Origin of the sequence: Streptomyces anulatus (assembly GCF_014650675.1) — a bacterium.
In the GTDB taxonomy this organism is placed as follows: domain Bacteria; phylum Actinomycetota; class Actinomycetes; order Streptomycetales; family Streptomycetaceae; genus Streptomyces; species Streptomyces anulatus.
The window spans coordinates 20,056-37,350 of the sequence record NZ_BMVK01000007.1; the positions used below are offsets into that span (position 1 = coordinate 20,056).

The following is a 17,295-nucleotide window of genomic DNA, read 5'->3' on the forward strand; positions in this document are numbered from 1 at the left end:
ATCCAGACGAGAGGGCCTGACGGCAGTTGATCGGGGCGGTCGTATGAGCAGTAGAGTGCGGGCCGTGGCAGCACGACCGTTGAAAGAGATCATCGAGCCGGGGTGGGCTGACGCCCTCGAACCCGTCGCCGAACGCGTCGCCGCTATGGGCGACTTCCTCCGCGCGGAGATCGCCGCGGGACGCACGTACCTGCCCTCCGGGGCTCATGTACTGCGGGCGTTCCAGCAGCCGTTCGAGGAGGTGAGAGTGCTGGTCGTCGGCCAGGATCCGTATCCCACCCCGGGGCACGCGATCGGGCTGAGCTTCGCGGTGGCCCCCGACGTCCGGCCGCTGCCGGGCAGTCTGGAGAACATCTTCCGGGAGCTGCACGCGGACCTGGGACTGCCCAGGCCGTCCAACGGCGACCTCACACCGTGGACGCGACAGGGGGTGCTGCTGCTCAACAGGGCGCTGACCACCGCGCCGCGACGGCCCGCCGCCCACCGGGGCAAGGGCTGGGAAGAGGTGACCGAGCAGGCCATCAAGGCGCTGGTCGCCCGCGGCACGCCGCTGGTGTCGGTCCTGTGGGGGCGCGACGCCCGCAATCTGCGCCCGCAGTTGGGCGACTTCCCCGCGATCGAGTCCTCGCACCCCTCTCCGATGTCCGCGGACCGGGGCTTCTTCGGCTCGCGGCCGTTCAGCCGCGTCAACGAACTGCTGGAGCGCCAGGGGGCGCAGCCTGTGGACTGGCGGCTTCCGTGACCCGTCCCCCGGCGGCGCCCGGCGCGGCCGGACCCGGCGCGTACGTCCTCGGGGTGGACTCCGGGGGCTCCGGTCTGCGGGTGGCGCTCGGCCGGGTGGAGCTGCCCGGCCCCCTCGCGACGACGCTCTGTGCGGAGCCGGTGCGGACAGGCGCCGGCGGCATCGACGCCACGCATCTGCTGGACCAGTTGCTGCCCGCCGCCCGGGAGTTGCTGGACCGGGCGTCCGCCTCCGCGACCGACGACGCTCCGACGGGTGAGGTCGCGGCGCTGGCCGTCGGGGCCGCCGGCATGGCCACGCTGGGCGATCGGCTGCGTTCGGAGCTGCCCGGCGCACTCGCGGACGCGCTGGGGGTGCGCCGGCTGGCGCTGGCCGCCGACGCCGTGACGGCATACGCGGGCGCGGTGGGGCAGCGCCCCGGGGCGGTCGTCGCGGGCGGCACGGGCATGATCGCCCTCGGCACGGACCTGATGGAGTGGCACAGGGCCGACGGGTGGGGTCATCTTCTGGGTGACAGCGGCGGCGGTGCGTGGATCGGCCGTGCCGGGCTGGACGCGGCGATGCGGGCCCATGACGGACGGCGTGGCGGCTCCCCCGCCCTGCTGGACCGGCTGCGGGCCGTGTTCGGACCGGCCGAGGCGCTGCCGGGGCTGCTCTACCCGCGCTCCGACCGGCCGGCTGTGCTGGCCTCGTTCGCCCCGGAGGTGGCGGCGTGCGCCGGAGCGGATCCGGTGGCCGCCGGCATTCTGCGGCAGGCCGCTGCTCATATCGCCGAGGCGGCGGCGGCCGTGTGCCCGACACCCGCCGGGACGGAGGTCGAGGCCGGCGAGAGCGGTGAAGTGGCGCTGACCGGTGGCCTGTTCAACATGGGCGAGCCGCTGATCGCACCCCTGCGCGAGGAGCTGGCACAGCTGTTGCCGGGGGCCCGGGTGACCACGGCGGCGGGCGATCCGCTGACCGGCGCACTCCGGATCGCGCGTGCCCTGGCTGCCGGGGATCTGCGCCTGCCGCGGCACCCGACGATGCTGTTCGTGCCCCAGGAACACGGGAGTGGACAGCACGGCGGAACGGCGGTGCGCGACGAGCCCCGGACAGGGTGACGGCCGGCGGGACGAAGCGGAGCCGGACGGTGACCGGCGGAACAACGGGCCGACAGACAGGGACACTCCGGTGGTACATCACTCATCGGACATAAGCGGATAGTTAACGCTCGACCGGACCCTCCCCGAACAGAGGGGCAGGCAAAACCAGTAGCATGCGGCGCCATGAGCACCCCCACTGGGCCCGCTTCCGGCCTGCCTGTACGAATGCCGCGACCTCGCCAGTCCGGACGGCACCGCCGCCCGGAGCCCGTGGTCGCACCCGAGGGCGCTGCCGCGCTCGTTCTCGCCGTTCCCGGCACTCCCTCTTCGGCCACGCGCAGCCTGGCCGAAGAGGTGATCAGCATCGCCCGTTCCGAGCTGCCCGGCCTCAACGCCCGGATCGGCTACCTCGACGGCGACGATGCCGAGTACCCGACCCTTGCCTCCGTTCTCGCGCACACCGCCGCCGAGCGCGTCGCGCGCTTCGAGCAGGCCGTCGCCGCCGGCCGTGAGGTCGCCGAGCCCACGGGTCCGCCCGCCGTCGTGGTCCCGCTGCTCGCGGGTCCCGACAGCGCGCTGATCCGGCGGATACGGCAGGCCGTGATGGACAGCGGTACGCAGGCCGAGCTGACCGATGTGCTCGGCCCGCACCCGCTGCTCGCCGAGGCCCTGCACGTACGGCTGTCGGAGGCCGGGCTGGCGCGCGCCGACCGCGCCAGGCTGTTCACCGTGGCCACGGCCGCCGACGGCATCGTGCTGGTCACCGTGGGCGGCGACGAGGCCGTGCAGGCCGCCGGGATCACCGGCATGCTGCTGGCCGCCCGGCTCGCCGTGCCGGTGATGGCCGCCGCACTGGACGTGGAGGGCTCGGTCGCCTCGATCGCGGAGCAGCTGCAGGGCTCCGGCTCCGCGCAGCTGGCGCTGGCGCCGTACCTGGTGGGCCCGGAGGTCGACCCCGGTCTGCTGGACGCCGCCGCGAAGGAGGCGGGCTGCGCGACGGCCGAGCCGCTGGGCGCCTACCCGGCGATCGGCAAGCTCGTGCTGTCCCTGTACGCCACGACGCTGGGCATCACGCCGGCGACGCCGCAGGGGGCTCAGGCTCACTGACCGGACGCCGTCGCCTCGGGGCGGCGGCTCGGGAAGCCGGACAGCGCGGCGGGCCCGGACGGGAGGAGTTCTCCGGTCCGGGCCCGTCGCGCTGTCCGGGGCAGGCAGGTGGCGGATGCCCGTCCGGGACGGTCGCCGTCGGACCCGACCGTCCGGAGGTGGCAGCTGCCGGACGCGTTGTTCCGGGGCCGGGGCGGTCGCCGTCAGACGAGGACGACGCAGGAGGCCGCGGGAACCTCGACGGAGCCCGCGTGCGCCGGAACGCCCGTCTCGGCGTCCACGGCGAACCAGCTGACGTTCCCGGAGCGCTCATTGGCCGCGTACAGCCACTGGCCGCTCGGGTCGAGGGTGAGGTCGCGCGGCCAGCGACCGCCGCAGCCGACGGTGGCCACCAGGGCCGCCTTCTCGCCGCTCTCGTCGAGGGTGAGCACGGAGATGCTGTCGTGGCCCCGGTTGGCGGTCCACAGGAAGCGCCCGTCGGGCGCGACGACCACCTCGGACGGGTAGGTGCGCGCCGCGTCGTCGGCCGCCTCGTGCTCGGGCAGCACCGGCGTCTCGCCGAGCACGTCGAGGCGGCCCGTCGCCGCGTCCCAGCGGCACACGGTGAGGGTCGGTTCGAGCTCGCCCAGGACGTAGGCGAACGCGCCCGAGGGGTGGAAGGCCAGATGGCGCGGGCCGGTGCCCGGACGCAGGGCCGTCTCGCCGTGCAGACGCAGGGCGCCGGTGGCGGGGTCCAGGGCGCAGACGCGTACCGAGTCGGTGCCGAGGTCCACGCTGACCACCCAGTCCCCGGAGGGGTCGGCGAGCACCTGGTGGGCGTGCGGGGCCTCCTGACGGCCGGTGTCCGGGCCGCTGCCCTCGTGGCGGAGCACCGAGGCCGCCGCTCCGAGCGATCCGTCGGCGAGGACCGGCAGGGCGGTGATGCTGCCGGAGGTGTAGTTGGCCGTGACCAGGTGGTTCGCGGCGAGCGCGAGGTGGGTGGGCGCATCGCCGTCGACGGCGCGGACGGGGCCCAGGAGGGCCGGTACGTCGCCGTCGAGCGCGAAGGCGGCGGCGACGCCCGGGGCGCTCTCGCCGACCGCGTACAGGGCCGTGCCGCCCGCTCCGGGGCCGATCGCGAGGAACGAGGGGTCGGGCACGGCGTCCGTGGATCCCAGCACCGTCAGCGCACCGGTGTCCCGGTCCACGGCGGCGGCGGTGACGCCGCGCCCGCCCGCCGAGGTGAACGACCCTATGAATGCCCGCCCGGCGCTGTTGCCGATCATCGCGCTACCCCTCTTCACCGTCGCCGCGATCTTCACGGCCGACGGTAGCAGGCAGCCCGTTGCGGTCCAGACCAATGCGGCCGCAAGGAACCGGCGGGCGCGGCGGACGCGTGCCCGCGGCCCCCGGCGGAGACCAGGTCTTCGGCGCTCGGGAGGGGGTGAAGGTGACCGGGAGAGCCCGGGGGCCGCGGAACGTCGGGGCGTAGCCCCAGTCGACCTCGCCGCTCGGGATGTCCAGGGTCAGGTCCGGCAGGCGGCCGAACAACGTGGTGATCGCGATCTCCGTCTCCAGCTTCACCAGATGACTGCCGAGGCAGGTGTGCGCGCCGTGGCCGAACGCCAGGTGCGGGCGGGCATCACGGGTGAGGTCCAGCGCGCCGGGGTCGGGGAACCGGTTCGGGTCGCGGTTCGCCGCCGCCAGCGACAGCAGCACCACGTCGCCCTCTGCCACATGGGCGCCCGCGATCGTCATGTCCTCGCTCGCATACCGGTACTCCGCCACGTGCGACGGCGAGTCCAGGCGCAGCAGCTCGTTGATCGCCCGGGACCAGTCGATGTCACCGCCGAGCAGGGCGGCTCGCCGGCCGGGGTGGCCGAGCAGGCGCAGGACGGTGGTTCCGAGGAACTGGATCGTGGTGATGTGACCGGCGCCGATCAGCGTCATGACCATCACGTCCAGCTCGTCCCCGGTCAGCGCGCCGGACTCGATCAACCGCGTCGGCAGGTCGTCCCCCGGGTGCGATCGCTTGTAGGCCACCAGCTTCCGGACGTAACCGAGCAACTCGGCCAGCTTCACCTCGTCACGCGGCTGCTGGAACTTCGCGCGGTACCACAGGTCCAGCACGTCGGCGGCGGGCGCGCGCTCGGCTTCCGGGACGCCGAGCAGATCGTGCATGACGGCGACCGGGACCTCCCGGGTGTATTCGGCGACGAGGTCCGCGCTCCCCCGCCCCGCGAACGCCTCGACGGCGCGCGCACAGGTCCGGGCGGTGCGATCGCGCAGGCGGGACACCGCGGCGGGGGTGAACGCCGCGGCGACGAGCCGACGCAGCCGGGTGTGTCCGGGATCGTCCAGATTCGACAGACCGGGCGCGTGCGGGTCGGGGTTGACCGGGGCGCCACTGCCCAGGCGGCGGTCCGCCAGACAGGCGCGGACGTCGTCGTACCGGGTCACCAGCCACATCCGGCCCGGGACGTGCGGGCCGCCGACAGGGCAGACCGGGTCGTGCTCGCGCAACCAGGCGTAGCCGGGGTACGGGTCGGCGGTCACGACGGCCGACCGGCGATCAGCAGCTTCTCCAGCGGGGACGCGGCGAGCGGCACGACCCGTGTCTCGGTGAGCCCGGCCTCGCCCAGCCATGCCGCCAGGTCGGCGAAGCGGTGCACGCCGCCCCCGTGGCCCTGCCACAGCGTCAGGTCGAACATACCAAGGAACCCGGCAGCGGCCGGGCCCAGCCCGGCCGGCGGTTCCCGGTCGTGGTCGAGGACGGCGATGCTTCCCGCGGGGGACAACGATTTCGCCGCGCGCCGGAACAGGTCGCGGCATTCCTCGGGGCGGTGGCCGTGCAGGACGTTGAACAGCAGCACCAGGTCGTGCCCGGAACCCAGGTCGTCGGTGAGGTAGTCGCCTGCCCGCGCCGTCATCCGGTCCGGCGGGGCGTCCTCGCGGAGGGCGGTGACGGTCTCGGGCAGGTCGAGGACGGTGACCCGTACGTCCGGGCGACGGCGGCACAGTTCGACGGAGTGGTCGCCGTGGCCGCCTCCGATGTCCAGGACGGTCGCCGCGGGAGGCAGCGCGGCGGCGATGTCATCGGCCAGGTCCGCGGCGGCGCCGGCGAGCATCCGGCGCAGGCGGGCCGAGGTGGCGGGGCGCTCGCGCAGCCAGGTGTAGAAGCCGCGGCGGGGTGTGCCGGTGCGGATGGTGTCCTCGACGTCGGCCCAGTGCTCGAACAGGACCTCGTGCCAGAACAGTTCGGCGTCCACCGGGCCGGGTGTCGCGGCGGTCGTGACCCCGTCCTCGTCGTGCCGCAGGTAGCCGAAGGTCACCAGGACGTTCACCAGGCTGCGTACCCCGGCCGGGTCACCGTCGATCGTGGTGGCCAGTTCGTCGACGGACAGCGGACCGGTTTCCAGTGCGGTGAACACCCCGAGCCGGACACCGGCGATCATGGCTCGGTATCCGGCCGCGCCGAGCCGGTCCAGCACCGGAGCCGGGACACCGGAGGATTCTTCGGGCAAGGGCATGCTCATCCATTTCCGGAAAGCGCACCGGCACCGGTGAGGAAGTCCAGGTGCCTGCGCAGCATTCGCTCGTCGGCCGGGGGGAACCCCACCCCCGCCCCGGCCGCTGCGGCCCAGGTGCGGGAGCAGTCGAACCGCGGGTGCGGGCGGGGTCGTTCGGGCAGGGAGAAGGCGAGCGGGGCGAAGGGCCCGGCCGGGTCGGCGAGCATCCGCTCCCGCCATCGGTGGTACGGCACCACCTCGACCGGGTGACCGGCCGCAGTGAGGGCGGCGGCAAGGGCGGCACGGGTGAGGCCGCCGTCGCCGTGGTAGTGGTGGTCCCGGCCCAGGAGCTCCGGGGCCTGCGAGAGCGCGACGATCGCCGCGGCCACCGTGTCCACGGGCACCATGTCCAGCACCTCGGCGGTGTCCGGGACAGCGCCCGCGGCGACGCATCCGGTCAGCCAGCGGCTGAACGCGGAGCGCGGGTCGGCGGCGCCGGTGGCGGTGTCGCCGACGATGGCCGCGATGCGGTGGACCGAGACGGGCAGACCGTGGCCGCGGGCGGCGACGGCCATGGCGTCGGCCACCCATTTGCTGAGGTCGTAGCCGCTGGTGAGGCCGCTCGGGTCGGTGGGAGCGTCGGCCTCGGTGACGACGCGGCCGTCGTGGGCGTCGCCGAGGAAGACGCCGAGGGTGGAGACCAGGTGCAGCGGGGCGCCGCTGTCGCCGGCCAGGCGCAGGATCGCGGCGGTGGCGTCGACGTGGGCGGCTTTGAGGGCATGGTAGGGCGCGGCGAAGTGCGGAACTGCGGCGTTGTGGTAGATCGCGTCCACGGTCGTGAGGGTGTCGTGATCCTTCGGGGACAGGCCGAGGCCCGGTGCGGACAGGTCTCCGGGCACCGGGATCACGCGGTCGGTGACCGGCAGCCGATGGATCGAGCCCTGGCGGACGAGGCAGTGGATCCGGGCGTCCGTCCGGGCCAGGAGCTGGTCGAGGAGGTGGTGACCGAGGAAGCCGGTGGCGCCGGTGAGGAGGATGCGGCGCGGCGTTCCGGCCGAGGGGGCGCCGGATAGGTGGACGGTGCGGAGACGGACTTCGGGTGGGGGGACGGCGTCGGCGCGCAACCGGTCGACCGTGGGCAGGTCCGCCGAAGTGCCGTCATCCATGGCTGCCGCGAACGCCGCCACGGTGGGGGCGGTGAAGAGCGTGCGCATCGGCACGGTGACGCCCAGGCGGTCGCGGACCGCGGCGAGGACGTGGGCGGCGATGAGCGAGTGCCCGCCGATGGCGAAGAAGTCAGTGGTGCGGTCCACGTCGGACCGGTCGAGAACGGTGGCCCAGATGGCGGCCACGGCTCGCTCGGTGGTGGTCCGGGGCGGATCCGCCGGGACGGAGGGGCTCATGGGAGGTTCGGGGAGAGCGGTGCGGTCGACTTTGCCGGTGCTTGTGGTGGGAAGGGCATCGAGCACGACCACGGTGTCCGGCACGAGGTGCGCGGGCAGGCGGTCGGCGCAGAAGGCGCGCAGGCCGGGAACGTCCGGGACGGCGACCCGCGAGTCGGACGCGGTCGGGGTCGGGGTCGGGGCGGTCCCGATGGACGCGTTCCGGGTGGGGGCGGTCGGGGTCGGGGCGGTCGGGGTCGGGGCGCCGACATAGCCGATGAGGCGGTCGCCCCTGGCCACCACCACGGCTTCCGCGACGGCCGGGTGCGCGGCGAGCACGGCCGCCACCTCCCCCGGCTCCACCCGATTGCCGCGGATCTTGACCTGGTCGTCGGCCCGGCCGACGAATTCGAGCGTGCCGTGCGGGTTCAGCATCGCGAGGTCGCCGGTCCGGTACATGCGGGCGCCGGGACGGTCGCCGTACGGGTCGGCGAAGAACGCCGCGGCGGTAGCTGCCGGGTTTCCCCGGTACCCCCGGGCGGGCGCCGTCCCTCCGATGTAGACCTCACCGACCACACCGACGGGCACCCGGCGCAGAGCCGGGTCGAGGAGGTGGATGCGGACGTGTCGCAGCGGGCGGCCGATCGGCAGTCGGGTGGGGTGCTCGCGGCCGTCGACGGTGCGGTGGCTGGTCGCGCAGACGGTGGCTTCCGTCGGTCCGTAGTGGTTGTGGAGGGGAACGCCGTGCTTCGCCCACGCGCGGACGGCTGCCGCCGGGACGATGTCTCCGCCGACCATCATGATCTCCAACGGGAGGTGTTCTCCGGCGAGATCGGCCACCCAGCGCTGCCAGAGGGGAGCCGCCGTGTCCACCGCGGAGACGCGGTGCTCGACGCAGAGCGCGAGGAGGTCCGGTCCGGTGAGGCTGCCCGGGTCGGGGTGGATCACCAGGGTGGCCCCCGCCGCGAGGACCGGGAAGATGTCGCCGAACGCGGCGTCGAAGTGCAGGGGCGGGACCATGAGGAGTCGGTGCGCGGGGGTGAGGCCGTGTTCGGCGATGAACGCGGTGGTGAGGTCGAGAAGGGTGTCGTGCTGTACTTCGACGCCCTTGGGTTCGCCGGTGGACCCGGAGGTGTGGACGACGTAGGCGAGCTGGGACGGGTGGATGGGCGTGAGTTCGTGCCGGCCGGCGGCGACGAGGTCGTCGCGGGTCAGGACGGTCCTCGCACCGGCGGCGGTGATCAGGGCATGTCGGCGGGAGGGCGGCTGGGCGGGGTCGATGGGGACGAAGCATCCGCCCGCCTTGAGCACGCCGAGGATCGCGATGATCGCGTCGGCGCCGGCCGGGATGGTGATCGCGACCGGCTCCTCGCTCCGGACGCCGGAATCGGTCAGGTGGCGGGCGACGGCCGAGGATCTGCGGTCCAGGTCACGGTAGGTGAGGGGGGCGGCGGCGAGGTCCAGGACGGCGGTGTCGTCAGGGGTCCGGGCGGCACGGGCCGCGATCAGGTCCACCACGGTCGTGGCGGCCGGGCGTGTGTGGACGGCCGGGCCGGTGGACGGCGTGTCCGGTCCGCCGGAGGAGGCCGGATCGGACCGGCTGCCGAGAGCGGTGTGGACGGCGCTGTCGGCCGGGGACAACAGGTCCAGGTGCGCCAGGGGAAGACCGGGGTGGCGTGCTACGGCCTCCATGACCGCCAGCACCTGGTCGGCGATCCTGGTGATCGTGTCCGCCTCGTACCGGTCGGTGCGGTAGTCGATGAGGGCGGGCCACTCGCCCTCGCGTTCCCTGATGTGGAGGGTGAGGTCGAAACGGCTGGTGGCACGGTCGATCGGCAGCGGGGTGGCGGTCAGGCCGGCGAAGGTGACGGGGGCCGTCTCGCGGTTGAGGACCAGCATCGTCCGGAACAACGGGTGGCCCTCCCGCGTGGTGGGGACCGTGGTGAGAATGTCGGCCGGCGAGATGTCGGCGTGGTCCATCGCGGCGGCCACCACCCCGGCGGCGTCGGCGAGCAGGGCGCGGGGGGTGGACCGACGGTTGGTGCGGAGCCGGAGCGGGAGGGTCGTGACGAACATGCCGATCACGTCGTCCCACCCGGCCGGGCGGGTGCTGACCGGAACGCCGACGACGAGGTCGTCACCACCGTCCCGGGTGGAGGAGAGGATGGCGAAGACGGCGAGGAGACCGGCGAAGGTGGTGGCCCGCTCGCCCCGGCACCAGGTGGCGAAGCGCCGGGCGAGGCCGGCCGGGACGGTGAACCGGTGGGTGGCACCGGGGGCGGCGCCCGTGCGGCGGGAGCGAGCCGGGCCCGGACCGGATTCCGGGTACGGCGATCCGTCCGACGCGGAGGTCGGGGCCGTGCCGTACGGGCTGTCCGGCGAAGGTCCGGAGGCGGGCGGGGCGTCGAGGAGTGTTTCCGCCCAGAACTCGGCGGTTCGCCGCCGTGGCCCCGGGGCCGCCGGCTCGGGGACGGGTGGTTCCGGTGCGCCGGACTCCGTGCTGAGCACGGGGTCCGGCCCCTGGACGTCCGTGGCAACGGGCAGGGGCGAGGTGACCGGATTCCCGGTGGTCAGGGTCGTCATCAGGATCGACATCGACGTGTCGTCACAGATGATGTGGTGCGCGGTGATCGTCAGGAGATGCGTCATGGGGGCGGTTCTGATCAGGTGTGCCCGCACCAACGGGCGCCGGGTCAGGTCGAAGGGGTGGTCGGCGTCCCGGGCGGCCAGGCGCACGGCCTCCGGCCACGGGTCCACGTGAGCGCTCAGGTCGGTGGTGTGCCAGGCCCTCGGCGGCAACGCGTCCGTGTACGGCGCCGCGCTCAGCCGCGGGGTGTCGTCATGGACGACGATCGCCGATCGCAGGACGGGATGGGTGGCCAGGGTGTGGGCGAACCTGGCACGCAGGTCCGCCTCGTCCAGCGCACCCTCCAACCGGACCGCGGCGTGCACGACGTAGGCGCCGTCGTCCTGGCCCGCCTGGTGGATGAGCCACAGTCCGTGCTGCGGGCCGGACAGCTGTCCTGGTGGAGTGGCCACCGGCTCCGGGGCGTTCGAGGTGTTCGGGATCTCCGGAGTGTCGGGACCGCCCCGGCCCGCTTCGATCGCGGCGGCCAGGGCGGCGACGGTGGGGTGGGCGAACAGGGTTCTGATCGTCACCTCCACACCGACGGCCGCCCGGATCCTGGCGACGGCCTTCACCGCAGCCAGGGAATGGCAGCCGGACTGGAAGAAGTCGTCGTCGCGGCTCACCGGCCGGGCCAGCAGGCCCGCGAAGATCTCCGCGATCGTGGTCTCCAGCCCCGGGTGGGGATCAGCGGCGGCTGCTTCCTCCACCGGTGGGGGCAGAGCGCGTAGGTTCAGCTTTCCGGAGCTGGTCAGCGGGAACGCGTCCACGGCCACCATCACCGACGGCACCAGGTAGGCGGGAAGGACCCGGCTCAGCCGCTCCCGCACCCTCGCCCAGCGGGGCCGCCCGACGACCGGTAGCGCGTAGGCCACCAGACGGTCACCGTCACCGGTCACGCGGGCGTCGGCGACCTCCGGGTCCGCCCGCAGCGCCGCCTCCACCTCGGCCGGTTCCACTCGGTGACCACGCACCTTGAGCTGTGCGTCCACCCGCCCGACGAACTCGACGACACCGCCCGGCCGACGGCGCGCCAGGTCGCCCGTCGCGTACATGCGCGCGCCGGGGACCGGCGAGAACGGGTCGGCGACGAACCTCGCCGCCGACCGGCCGGGCGCACCGAGATAGCCGCGCGCCAGCGGGAAACCCCCCAGGTACACCTCGCCGACCACGTCGTCGTCCACCGGTCGCAGGCCCGCGTTCAGCAGATACACGGCCACGCCGTCGAGCGGGTCGCCGATACCGAACGGGCGGCCTCGGTGCACCCGCTCGGCGGTCGACCAGATCGTCGTCTCGGTCGGGCCGTACGCGTTCCACAGCTCGGCCCCGCCCAGCGCCCCGGCCAGTTCCGGCGTCAGCACCTCCCCGATCGACACCCGCACCCGCACGCACTCCGGCACGCCCCCGGCCGCATCCAGCACCGCCCACACCGACGGGGTGACCTGGACGACCGTGACCGCCTCGGCCGTCAGACGCCGCGCCAGCGCGGGACCGTCCACGACGGTCTCCGGCGGTACCGTCACCACCCGGGCGCCCACCGTCAGCGGCCCCACCAGCTCCCACACAGAGATGTCGAACGCCGGGGAGATCAGCGCCGCCACCACGTCCCCGGCACCCAGCCCCACCAACGCCGTCGACCGCGCCAGCATCCCGGCCACCGCGCGGTGCGGCACGCCCACCGCCTTCGGGTGGCCGGTCGACCCGGACGTGTGGAGCACGTACGCCAGTGACTCGGGCGAGATACCGGAATCGACGGGCTCGAACTCCTCCGGCAGATCCGGGATCTCGGTCAGCACGACGCGGGCGGCCCCGGTGACGGCCCTGCGCCTCGGCGCGGGCCACGAAGGTTCCACCGGCACGTACACCGCGCCCGCCCGCCAGATCCCGAGGACGGCCACCACCAGGTCCGTACCGCGCGGCAGGTCCACCGCGACCCATACTTCCGGCCCGGCGCCCTTCGCCCGCAGCACCGAGGCCAGCGCCGCCGAACGGCGCTCCAGCCCGGCGTAGGACAACTCCCCCACCGCGAGCCCGTCCGCGCCGAACCGGATCAGCTCCAGCACGGTCGACGGCACCGGAGCACCGGCCGGCCCGGCCTCCGACGCGGCCGCCACCGGAGGCCCTGCCGTCAACGCCGACAACCGGCGATCGGGGTCGGCGCACGCACGGTCCAGCAGGGCCAGCAGCCGCCCGGCGACACCGTCGACCGTCGCACCGTCGAACAGGTCCGTGTCGTGCTCGGTGACCACGGCCATCTCCGTGCCGCCGGACTCCACCATCACGGTGAGGTCGACGTCGGCCGTGCCCGTGTCCGGCAGCATCCGGTCGGCCCGCACGCCGGGGAGCACCATCTCGGGTGGGTCCTGCATCACGAGGTGCGCCTGGCACAGCGGCGCGTGGCTGGGGTCGCGGGAGGCGCCGGCCGCCTCGACGATCCGGTCGAACGGGACCGCCGCGCCGGCCAGTCCCGCCGCGACCGCGCGGCGGGCCCTGGCCACCAGCTCGCGGAACGTCGGATCGCCGCCGATCCCCACCCGCAACGGCACCGGGTTCACGAACATCCCGACGACGCCGGAGAACTCCGGCCCCGGCCGCCCGGACACCAGGGTGGCGACCACGACGTCGTCCTGACCCGCCGTCGTGCCCAACGTGGCGGCATACGCGGCCTGCAGCACGACGAACCGGGTGGCACGTGTGGCGCGGGCGAGTGCGTCGACCCGCGCGGTGAGGCCCTCGGGAACGGCGTGGCGGCGCAACTCCCCCCGGAAGGCGCGCATCCTCGGGCGGGGCCGGTCGGTGGGCAGGGTGAGCAGGTCCGGCACACCGTCCAGATCGGACGCCCGGCGGGACGGGTCGTGGTCGATGGTGTCCGGCGGTGCTCCGGGATCCGGAAGTGGCCGGTCCGGGTCGGCGTACAGGGCGCTGATCTCCCCGCACAGCACCGACAGTGACCTGCCGTCGACGACCGCGTGATGCGTGTTGACCACCAGTATGTGGTCGGTCGGCGTGATCCGGCCCAGCCGGATCCGGAACAGCGGCCCGGTGCTCAGGTCGAACGGCTCCCGGGCGGCCCGCGCCGCGAACGCCTCGGCGTCCGCGGCCGGCACTGTCCGCACCATGGCGTCCGCGACGCCCACCGGACCCACCCGTCCGACCGGCTCGCCGTCGACCTCGTGGAACGTGGTGCGCAGCACCGGGTGCCGGGCCAGCACCAGATCCGCCGCGCGCCGAAGCGCGTCCGCCGACACGGGGCCGGTCAGGCGGAACACCGCCGGGTTGTTGTGCAGGGGTGCGCCATCGGCGAACACCTCCTGGAACCAGAGCCGTCGGGCCCCGGGCGGGAGCGGGACCGTCATCGGTACGCTCCCCTGTCCCCGAAACGGTTTCGGTACGCCCTCAGATGCTCCGGGTCCGCCCGCAGGAACGGTGCGTCGGCGGCCACCATGTGCCGCACCGCCAGCAAGGGCACCGGGCTGCGCATCGGGCGGAAGTCCGCGTTCCACAGGCCGGGCGCGGACGGCGGTCCCGGGTGGAACTCGCCGATCATCAGGCCGCGTTCCACGAACCCGGGTTTCAGCTCCCGCTGCGTGCGGTCGATCTCCCCGGGCGTGACGTCCGGCAGCACCACCAGGACCGTCCGATATCTGGCCTGCGCCCCCTCACTCGGCGGCAGGGCGGGGAACCAGTCGCGGTAGGCGGTCATCACCGCCCGCAGGTCCGGCCGTCCGGGGTGCACGGCGAGGAAGAGCCCACCCCGTTCCAGCGAGACGGCCGTGTACGGACAGACGTCGCCGCCCCGCCCCAGATCGGGGTGCGGTCGGCACAGGTAGGACCGCGCCCAGGCCAGCACCACCTCGGCGGCGGCAGGCAGGTCCGGGTGGTCCGGCTGGAACAGCGCGACGTCACCCGACGGGTGGCTCAGCATCTTCCGCTCCGCTTCCGCCGCGCCGCAGCGAGCAACGTGACTCCGCCGAGCCCGACGAACCCGCCGAGGAGGCGGTCCTGGCGGTGGGCCCGGGCGAGCGCGTCGCCGTACGGGAGGCTGCTGTGGCTGATCATCGCGTACAGCGTCCGCCACCCCGGTACCAGGCGGCCCAGCGTGAAATCGATCCGCTTGCGGGCCAGGAACACCGGTGACCGCACCCGGTCGCGCAGCTCCACGAAGTTGCGCGCGGACAACTCGGCGAGCACGTCGGTGTGCGGGCGGCGGCGGGCCTCGAACGCAGCGAGCGCGTCGTCCGGGGTGTGCTCGGCGAGGCACGCGTCGAGCACAGCGCAGTCCTCGAACGCGGCGTTCATCCCCTGGCCGTAGAACGGGAACACGGCGTGCGCGGCGTCGCCGACGAGGACGACACGGTCGTGCTGCCACGGCGCGGTGCGTACCGACACCAGGCTGCCCGGCTCGTGTGCGAGGAACTGCGGGACCAGGTCCGGCACCAGATCGGTCAGGTCGCCGAACTCCTCGGCCAGGAACGCCCCGGCCCGCGCCGGGTCGCGCAGCCCGGAGAACCCGGTATCGCCGTCGAACGGCAGGAACACGGTGCCGGTCAGCGATCCGTCCGGGTTGGGGTGTGCCACCACCAGTCCCCGTCGGCCGGGCCACACGTGCAACGCCTCCGGACGGTCGACGGCCGGGATGGTGAACTCCCGGTAGCCCCAGTCCAGATATGTCCGGTGGAACTCGGCGCGCACCCGGCGGTGCAGGTGTGTGCGCACGGTCGAGTACGCACCGTCCGCGCCCACGACAAGATCCGCCGAGAACGTCCGGGCCGGGGTCCGCACCTCGGTACCGGCCAGGCCGGTGACGCGGTGCCCGAACCACAGTCGCACCCGGGGAACCGATGCGGCCGCATCGAGCAGGGCGATGTTGAGGTCGTGGCGGCGGACCGAGTGCAGCACCTCGGTGTCGTCCGTGCCGTAGGGCTGGTAGCTGACCCGGCCGCGGTGGTGGACGATCCGCCCGCGCATGGGAACCGCTGTGGCCAGGGCCTTTTCGAGGAGACCGATGTCGCGCAGCGCCGCACGCCCGCGTTCGGACAGCCCGACACTGATCGACGCGGCTTCCGGGCCGTTCGTGCCGCGTGGATCGCCGCGCCGCTCCACCACGTCCACCCGGTGGCCGCGGCGGGCCAGGCGGATGGCCAGCATGGTTCCCGCCATACCCGCCCCGACGACGACGACGTTCATGACCGGCCCCTGGCCGGGTCCACCGGGTCCGTCGCGGACAGGACTTCGGCGAGATCGGCGGGTGTGGAGGCGTCGAACACGGTGGCCACGGACGCTTCTTCCACGGCCAGTTCGAGCCGCATGCGGCTGACCAGCGCGGTGGCCATGAGCGAGGTGCCGCCGAGGGCGAAGAAGTCGTCGTCCGGTGCGACCGCATCCACCGACAGCACCTCGGCGAACAGCCGGGCCAGGTCGTCGGCGAGCGTGCCCGGCGCCCGACGGGCGGGCTCGGCGAAGGCGGCCCGGTCCAGTTTTCCGTTGGGGGTCGACGGGAAGTACCCGACCACCTCGATCACGTCCGGGACGAGGTGGGCCGGCAGCCGCTCGGCGAGGTGCGCGCGCAGGTCCGGCACGCTCGCCCCGCGCGGCACCACGTAGCCCACCAGGTAGGCGCCGAGCGGTCCTGGGCGGGCGACGACCGCCGCACGCGCCACCGCCGGGTGAGCGCCGAGCACGGCCTCCACCTCGGCCGGCTCGACCCGGTACCCGCGGATCTTCACCTGGTCGTCGGCCCGGCCGAGGAACAGCAGGTCACCGCCCGGCAGCACACGGACCAGGTCGCCGGTGCGGAACATGCGCGCCCCGGGCGGACCCCACGGGTCGGCGACGAACCGCTGCGCGGTCGCCCCGGGGCAGCCCAGATAGCCGCGCGCGACCCCGGCGCCGCCGATGTACAGCTCGCCCTCGGCGGCCGGGGCGCACGTCTCGTCCAGCACCCGTAGTCCGGTGCCGGGGATCGCCGCCCCGATCGGCACCACCGGGCCGCCGGTGAGCGGCGCGCTCATGGTGGCGCACGCGGTCGTCTCGGTCGGACCGTAGGCATTGATCATCCGGCGGCCGGCGGACCAGCGGGCGACGAGGTCCCGGCCCGGCGCCTCCCCCGCGACGATCAGGCAGGTGACCGAAGGCAGTGCCAGGTCCGGCTGGGTGGCGAGCGCGCTCGGTGGCATGCACACGTGGGTGACGCCGTGCTCGGCGACGAACCGGGCGAACGGCTCGCCGGGCGGAAGGCCCTCGGGCGGTGCGAGAACGAGCGTGGCCCCGGTGAGCAGCGCCATGCAGAGGTCGGCGACGGCCACATCGAAGCCGACCGACGCGTACTGCAGAACCCTGGCACCCGGTCGGGCACCGAAACGTTCCCGTTGCGCCGCGACGAGGTGGGCGATCCCCGCATGCGGAACGACCACGCCCTTGGGCTTTCCGGTCGAGCCCGAGGTGTAGATGACGTAGGCGGCGTTCGCCGGATCGGGATCCGCCACCGGGGCGGCGGACGCAGACGAGGCCTCCAGCGCCCGTAGCTCCGCCGGTGTCAGCACCAGGGCGGGACGGGCGTCGGCGAGCACGGCGGCCACCCGGTCCGGTGGCTGGGCGGAGTCGACCGGCAGGTACGCGGCTCCTGCGGCGAGCACGGCGACGACAGCCACCACCATCTCCGCGCCACGCGGGATCGCGACGGCGACGATGTCGTCCGGCCCGATCCCGCGGTCCCGCAGCCCGCACGCCACCGCGGAAGCGCGGGCGTCGAGCTCACCGTAGGAGAGCGTGCGGTCGGCGGCGACCACCGCTGTCGCATCCGGGGCCCGGACGACCTGGCGCCGGAACATCCCCACCATCGTCCTGGCCGGTAAACAATTCGCCGTAT

General features: G+C 74.1%; 10 protein-coding genes. 3 read left to right on the forward strand and 7 right to left on the reverse strand.

All coding sequences use genetic code 11. The features are described 5' to 3' along the window. Positions 1-64: 64 nt before the first annotated feature. The 3 genes from IE272_RS18760 (at position 65) to IE272_RS18770 (ending at position 2,931) form a co-directional block, all read left to right on the forward strand. Entirely contained in the window at positions 65-742 is a 678-nt protein-coding gene (locus IE272_RS18760; protein WP_032792802.1) for a uracil-DNA glycosylase, read from the forward strand. Beyond that, on the forward strand, positions 739-1,842 hold the full coding sequence (locus IE272_RS18765; protein ID WP_190007310.1) for an N-acetylglucosamine kinase: 1,104 nt from the start codon (positions 739-741) through the stop codon (positions 1,840-1,842). Before IE272_RS18760 ends, IE272_RS18765 begins: the two co-directional genes overlap by 4 nt. A 165-nt stretch (positions 1,843-2,007) precedes the next feature. Then, positions 2,008-2,931 (forward strand): sirohydrochlorin chelatase, encoded by a 924-nt coding sequence (locus tag IE272_RS18770; protein ID WP_078961173.1) that lies wholly within the window; start codon positions 2,008-2,010, stop codon positions 2,929-2,931. A 203-nt stretch (positions 2,932-3,134) separates the two neighbouring features. Here the strand turns inward: IE272_RS18770 and IE272_RS18775 are convergent, their stop codons facing one another. Genes IE272_RS18775 through IE272_RS18805 form a run of 7 tightly spaced genes read right to left on the reverse strand, consistent with a single transcriptional unit; the run spans position 3,135 to position 17,266 of the window. After that, a complete protein-coding gene (locus IE272_RS18775; RefSeq protein WP_050357450.1) occupies positions 3,135-4,196 on the reverse strand; it encodes a lactonase family protein in 1,062 nt (353 codons plus the stop codon). 4 nt (positions 4,197-4,200) lie between these two features. Further along, a complete protein-coding gene (locus IE272_RS18780) occupies positions 4,201-5,466 on the reverse strand; it encodes a cytochrome P450 family protein (RefSeq protein ID WP_229897341.1) in 1,266 nt (421 codons plus the stop codon). Further along, positions 5,463-6,440 carry a class I SAM-dependent methyltransferase gene (locus tag IE272_RS18785; protein WP_229897342.1) on the reverse strand — a complete coding sequence of 326 codons (978 nt, stop codon included), beginning with the start codon at positions 6,438-6,440 and terminating at the stop codon, positions 5,463-5,465. Before IE272_RS18785 ends, IE272_RS18780 begins: the two co-directional genes overlap by 4 nt. Positions 6,441-6,442: 2 nt before the next feature. Further along, entirely contained in the window at positions 6,443-13,783 is a 7,341-nt protein-coding gene (locus IE272_RS18790; RefSeq protein ID WP_190007312.1) for a non-ribosomal peptide synthetase, read from the reverse strand. After that, a complete protein-coding gene (locus IE272_RS18795; RefSeq protein ID WP_050357453.1) occupies positions 13,780-14,352 on the reverse strand; it encodes a DUF6875 domain-containing protein in 573 nt (190 codons plus the stop codon). The genes IE272_RS18790 and IE272_RS18795 overlap by 4 nt, the downstream gene beginning before the upstream one ends. Then, the gene (locus IE272_RS18800; protein ID WP_190007313.1) at positions 14,346-15,614 is read right to left on the reverse strand and encodes an FAD-dependent oxidoreductase; all 1,269 of its coding nucleotides are present in this window, start codon (positions 15,612-15,614) and stop codon (positions 14,346-14,348) included. Before IE272_RS18800 ends, IE272_RS18795 begins: the two co-directional genes overlap by 7 nt. After that, entirely contained in the window at positions 15,611-17,266 is a 1,656-nt protein-coding gene (locus IE272_RS18805; RefSeq protein ID WP_190007314.1) for a non-ribosomal peptide synthetase, read from the reverse strand. The genes IE272_RS18800 and IE272_RS18805 overlap by 4 nt, the downstream gene beginning before the upstream one ends. Positions 17,267-17,295 lie beyond the last annotated feature (29 nt).

Bases quoted from the DNA above. Each gene is read 5' to 3' on its own strand.
- IE272_RS18770 (WP_078961173.1), top strand. From the start codon at position 2,008: ATGAGCACCCCCACTGGGCCCGCTTCCGGCCTGCCTGTACGAATGCCG.
- IE272_RS18775 (WP_050357450.1), bottom strand. From the start codon at position 4,196: ATGATCGGCAACAGCGCCGGGCGGGCATTCATAGGGTCGTTCACCTCG.
- IE272_RS18785 (WP_229897342.1), bottom strand. From the start codon at position 6,440: ATGCCCTTGCCCGAAGAATCCTCCGGTGTCCCGGCTCCGGTGCTGGAC.
- IE272_RS18790 (WP_190007312.1), bottom strand. From the start codon at position 13,783: ATGACGGTCCCGCTCCCGCCCGGGGCCCGACGGCTCTGGTTCCAGGAG.
- IE272_RS18795 (WP_050357453.1), bottom strand. From the start codon at position 14,352: ATGCTGAGCCACCCGTCGGGTGACGTCGCGCTGTTCCAGCCGGACCAC.
- IE272_RS18800 (WP_190007313.1), bottom strand. From the start codon at position 15,614: ATGAACGTCGTCGTCGTCGGGGCGGGTATGGCGGGAACCATGCTGGCC.
- IE272_RS18805 (WP_190007314.1), bottom strand. From the start codon at position 17,266: ATGGTGGGGATGTTCCGGCGCCAGGTCGTCCGGGCCCCGGATGCGACA.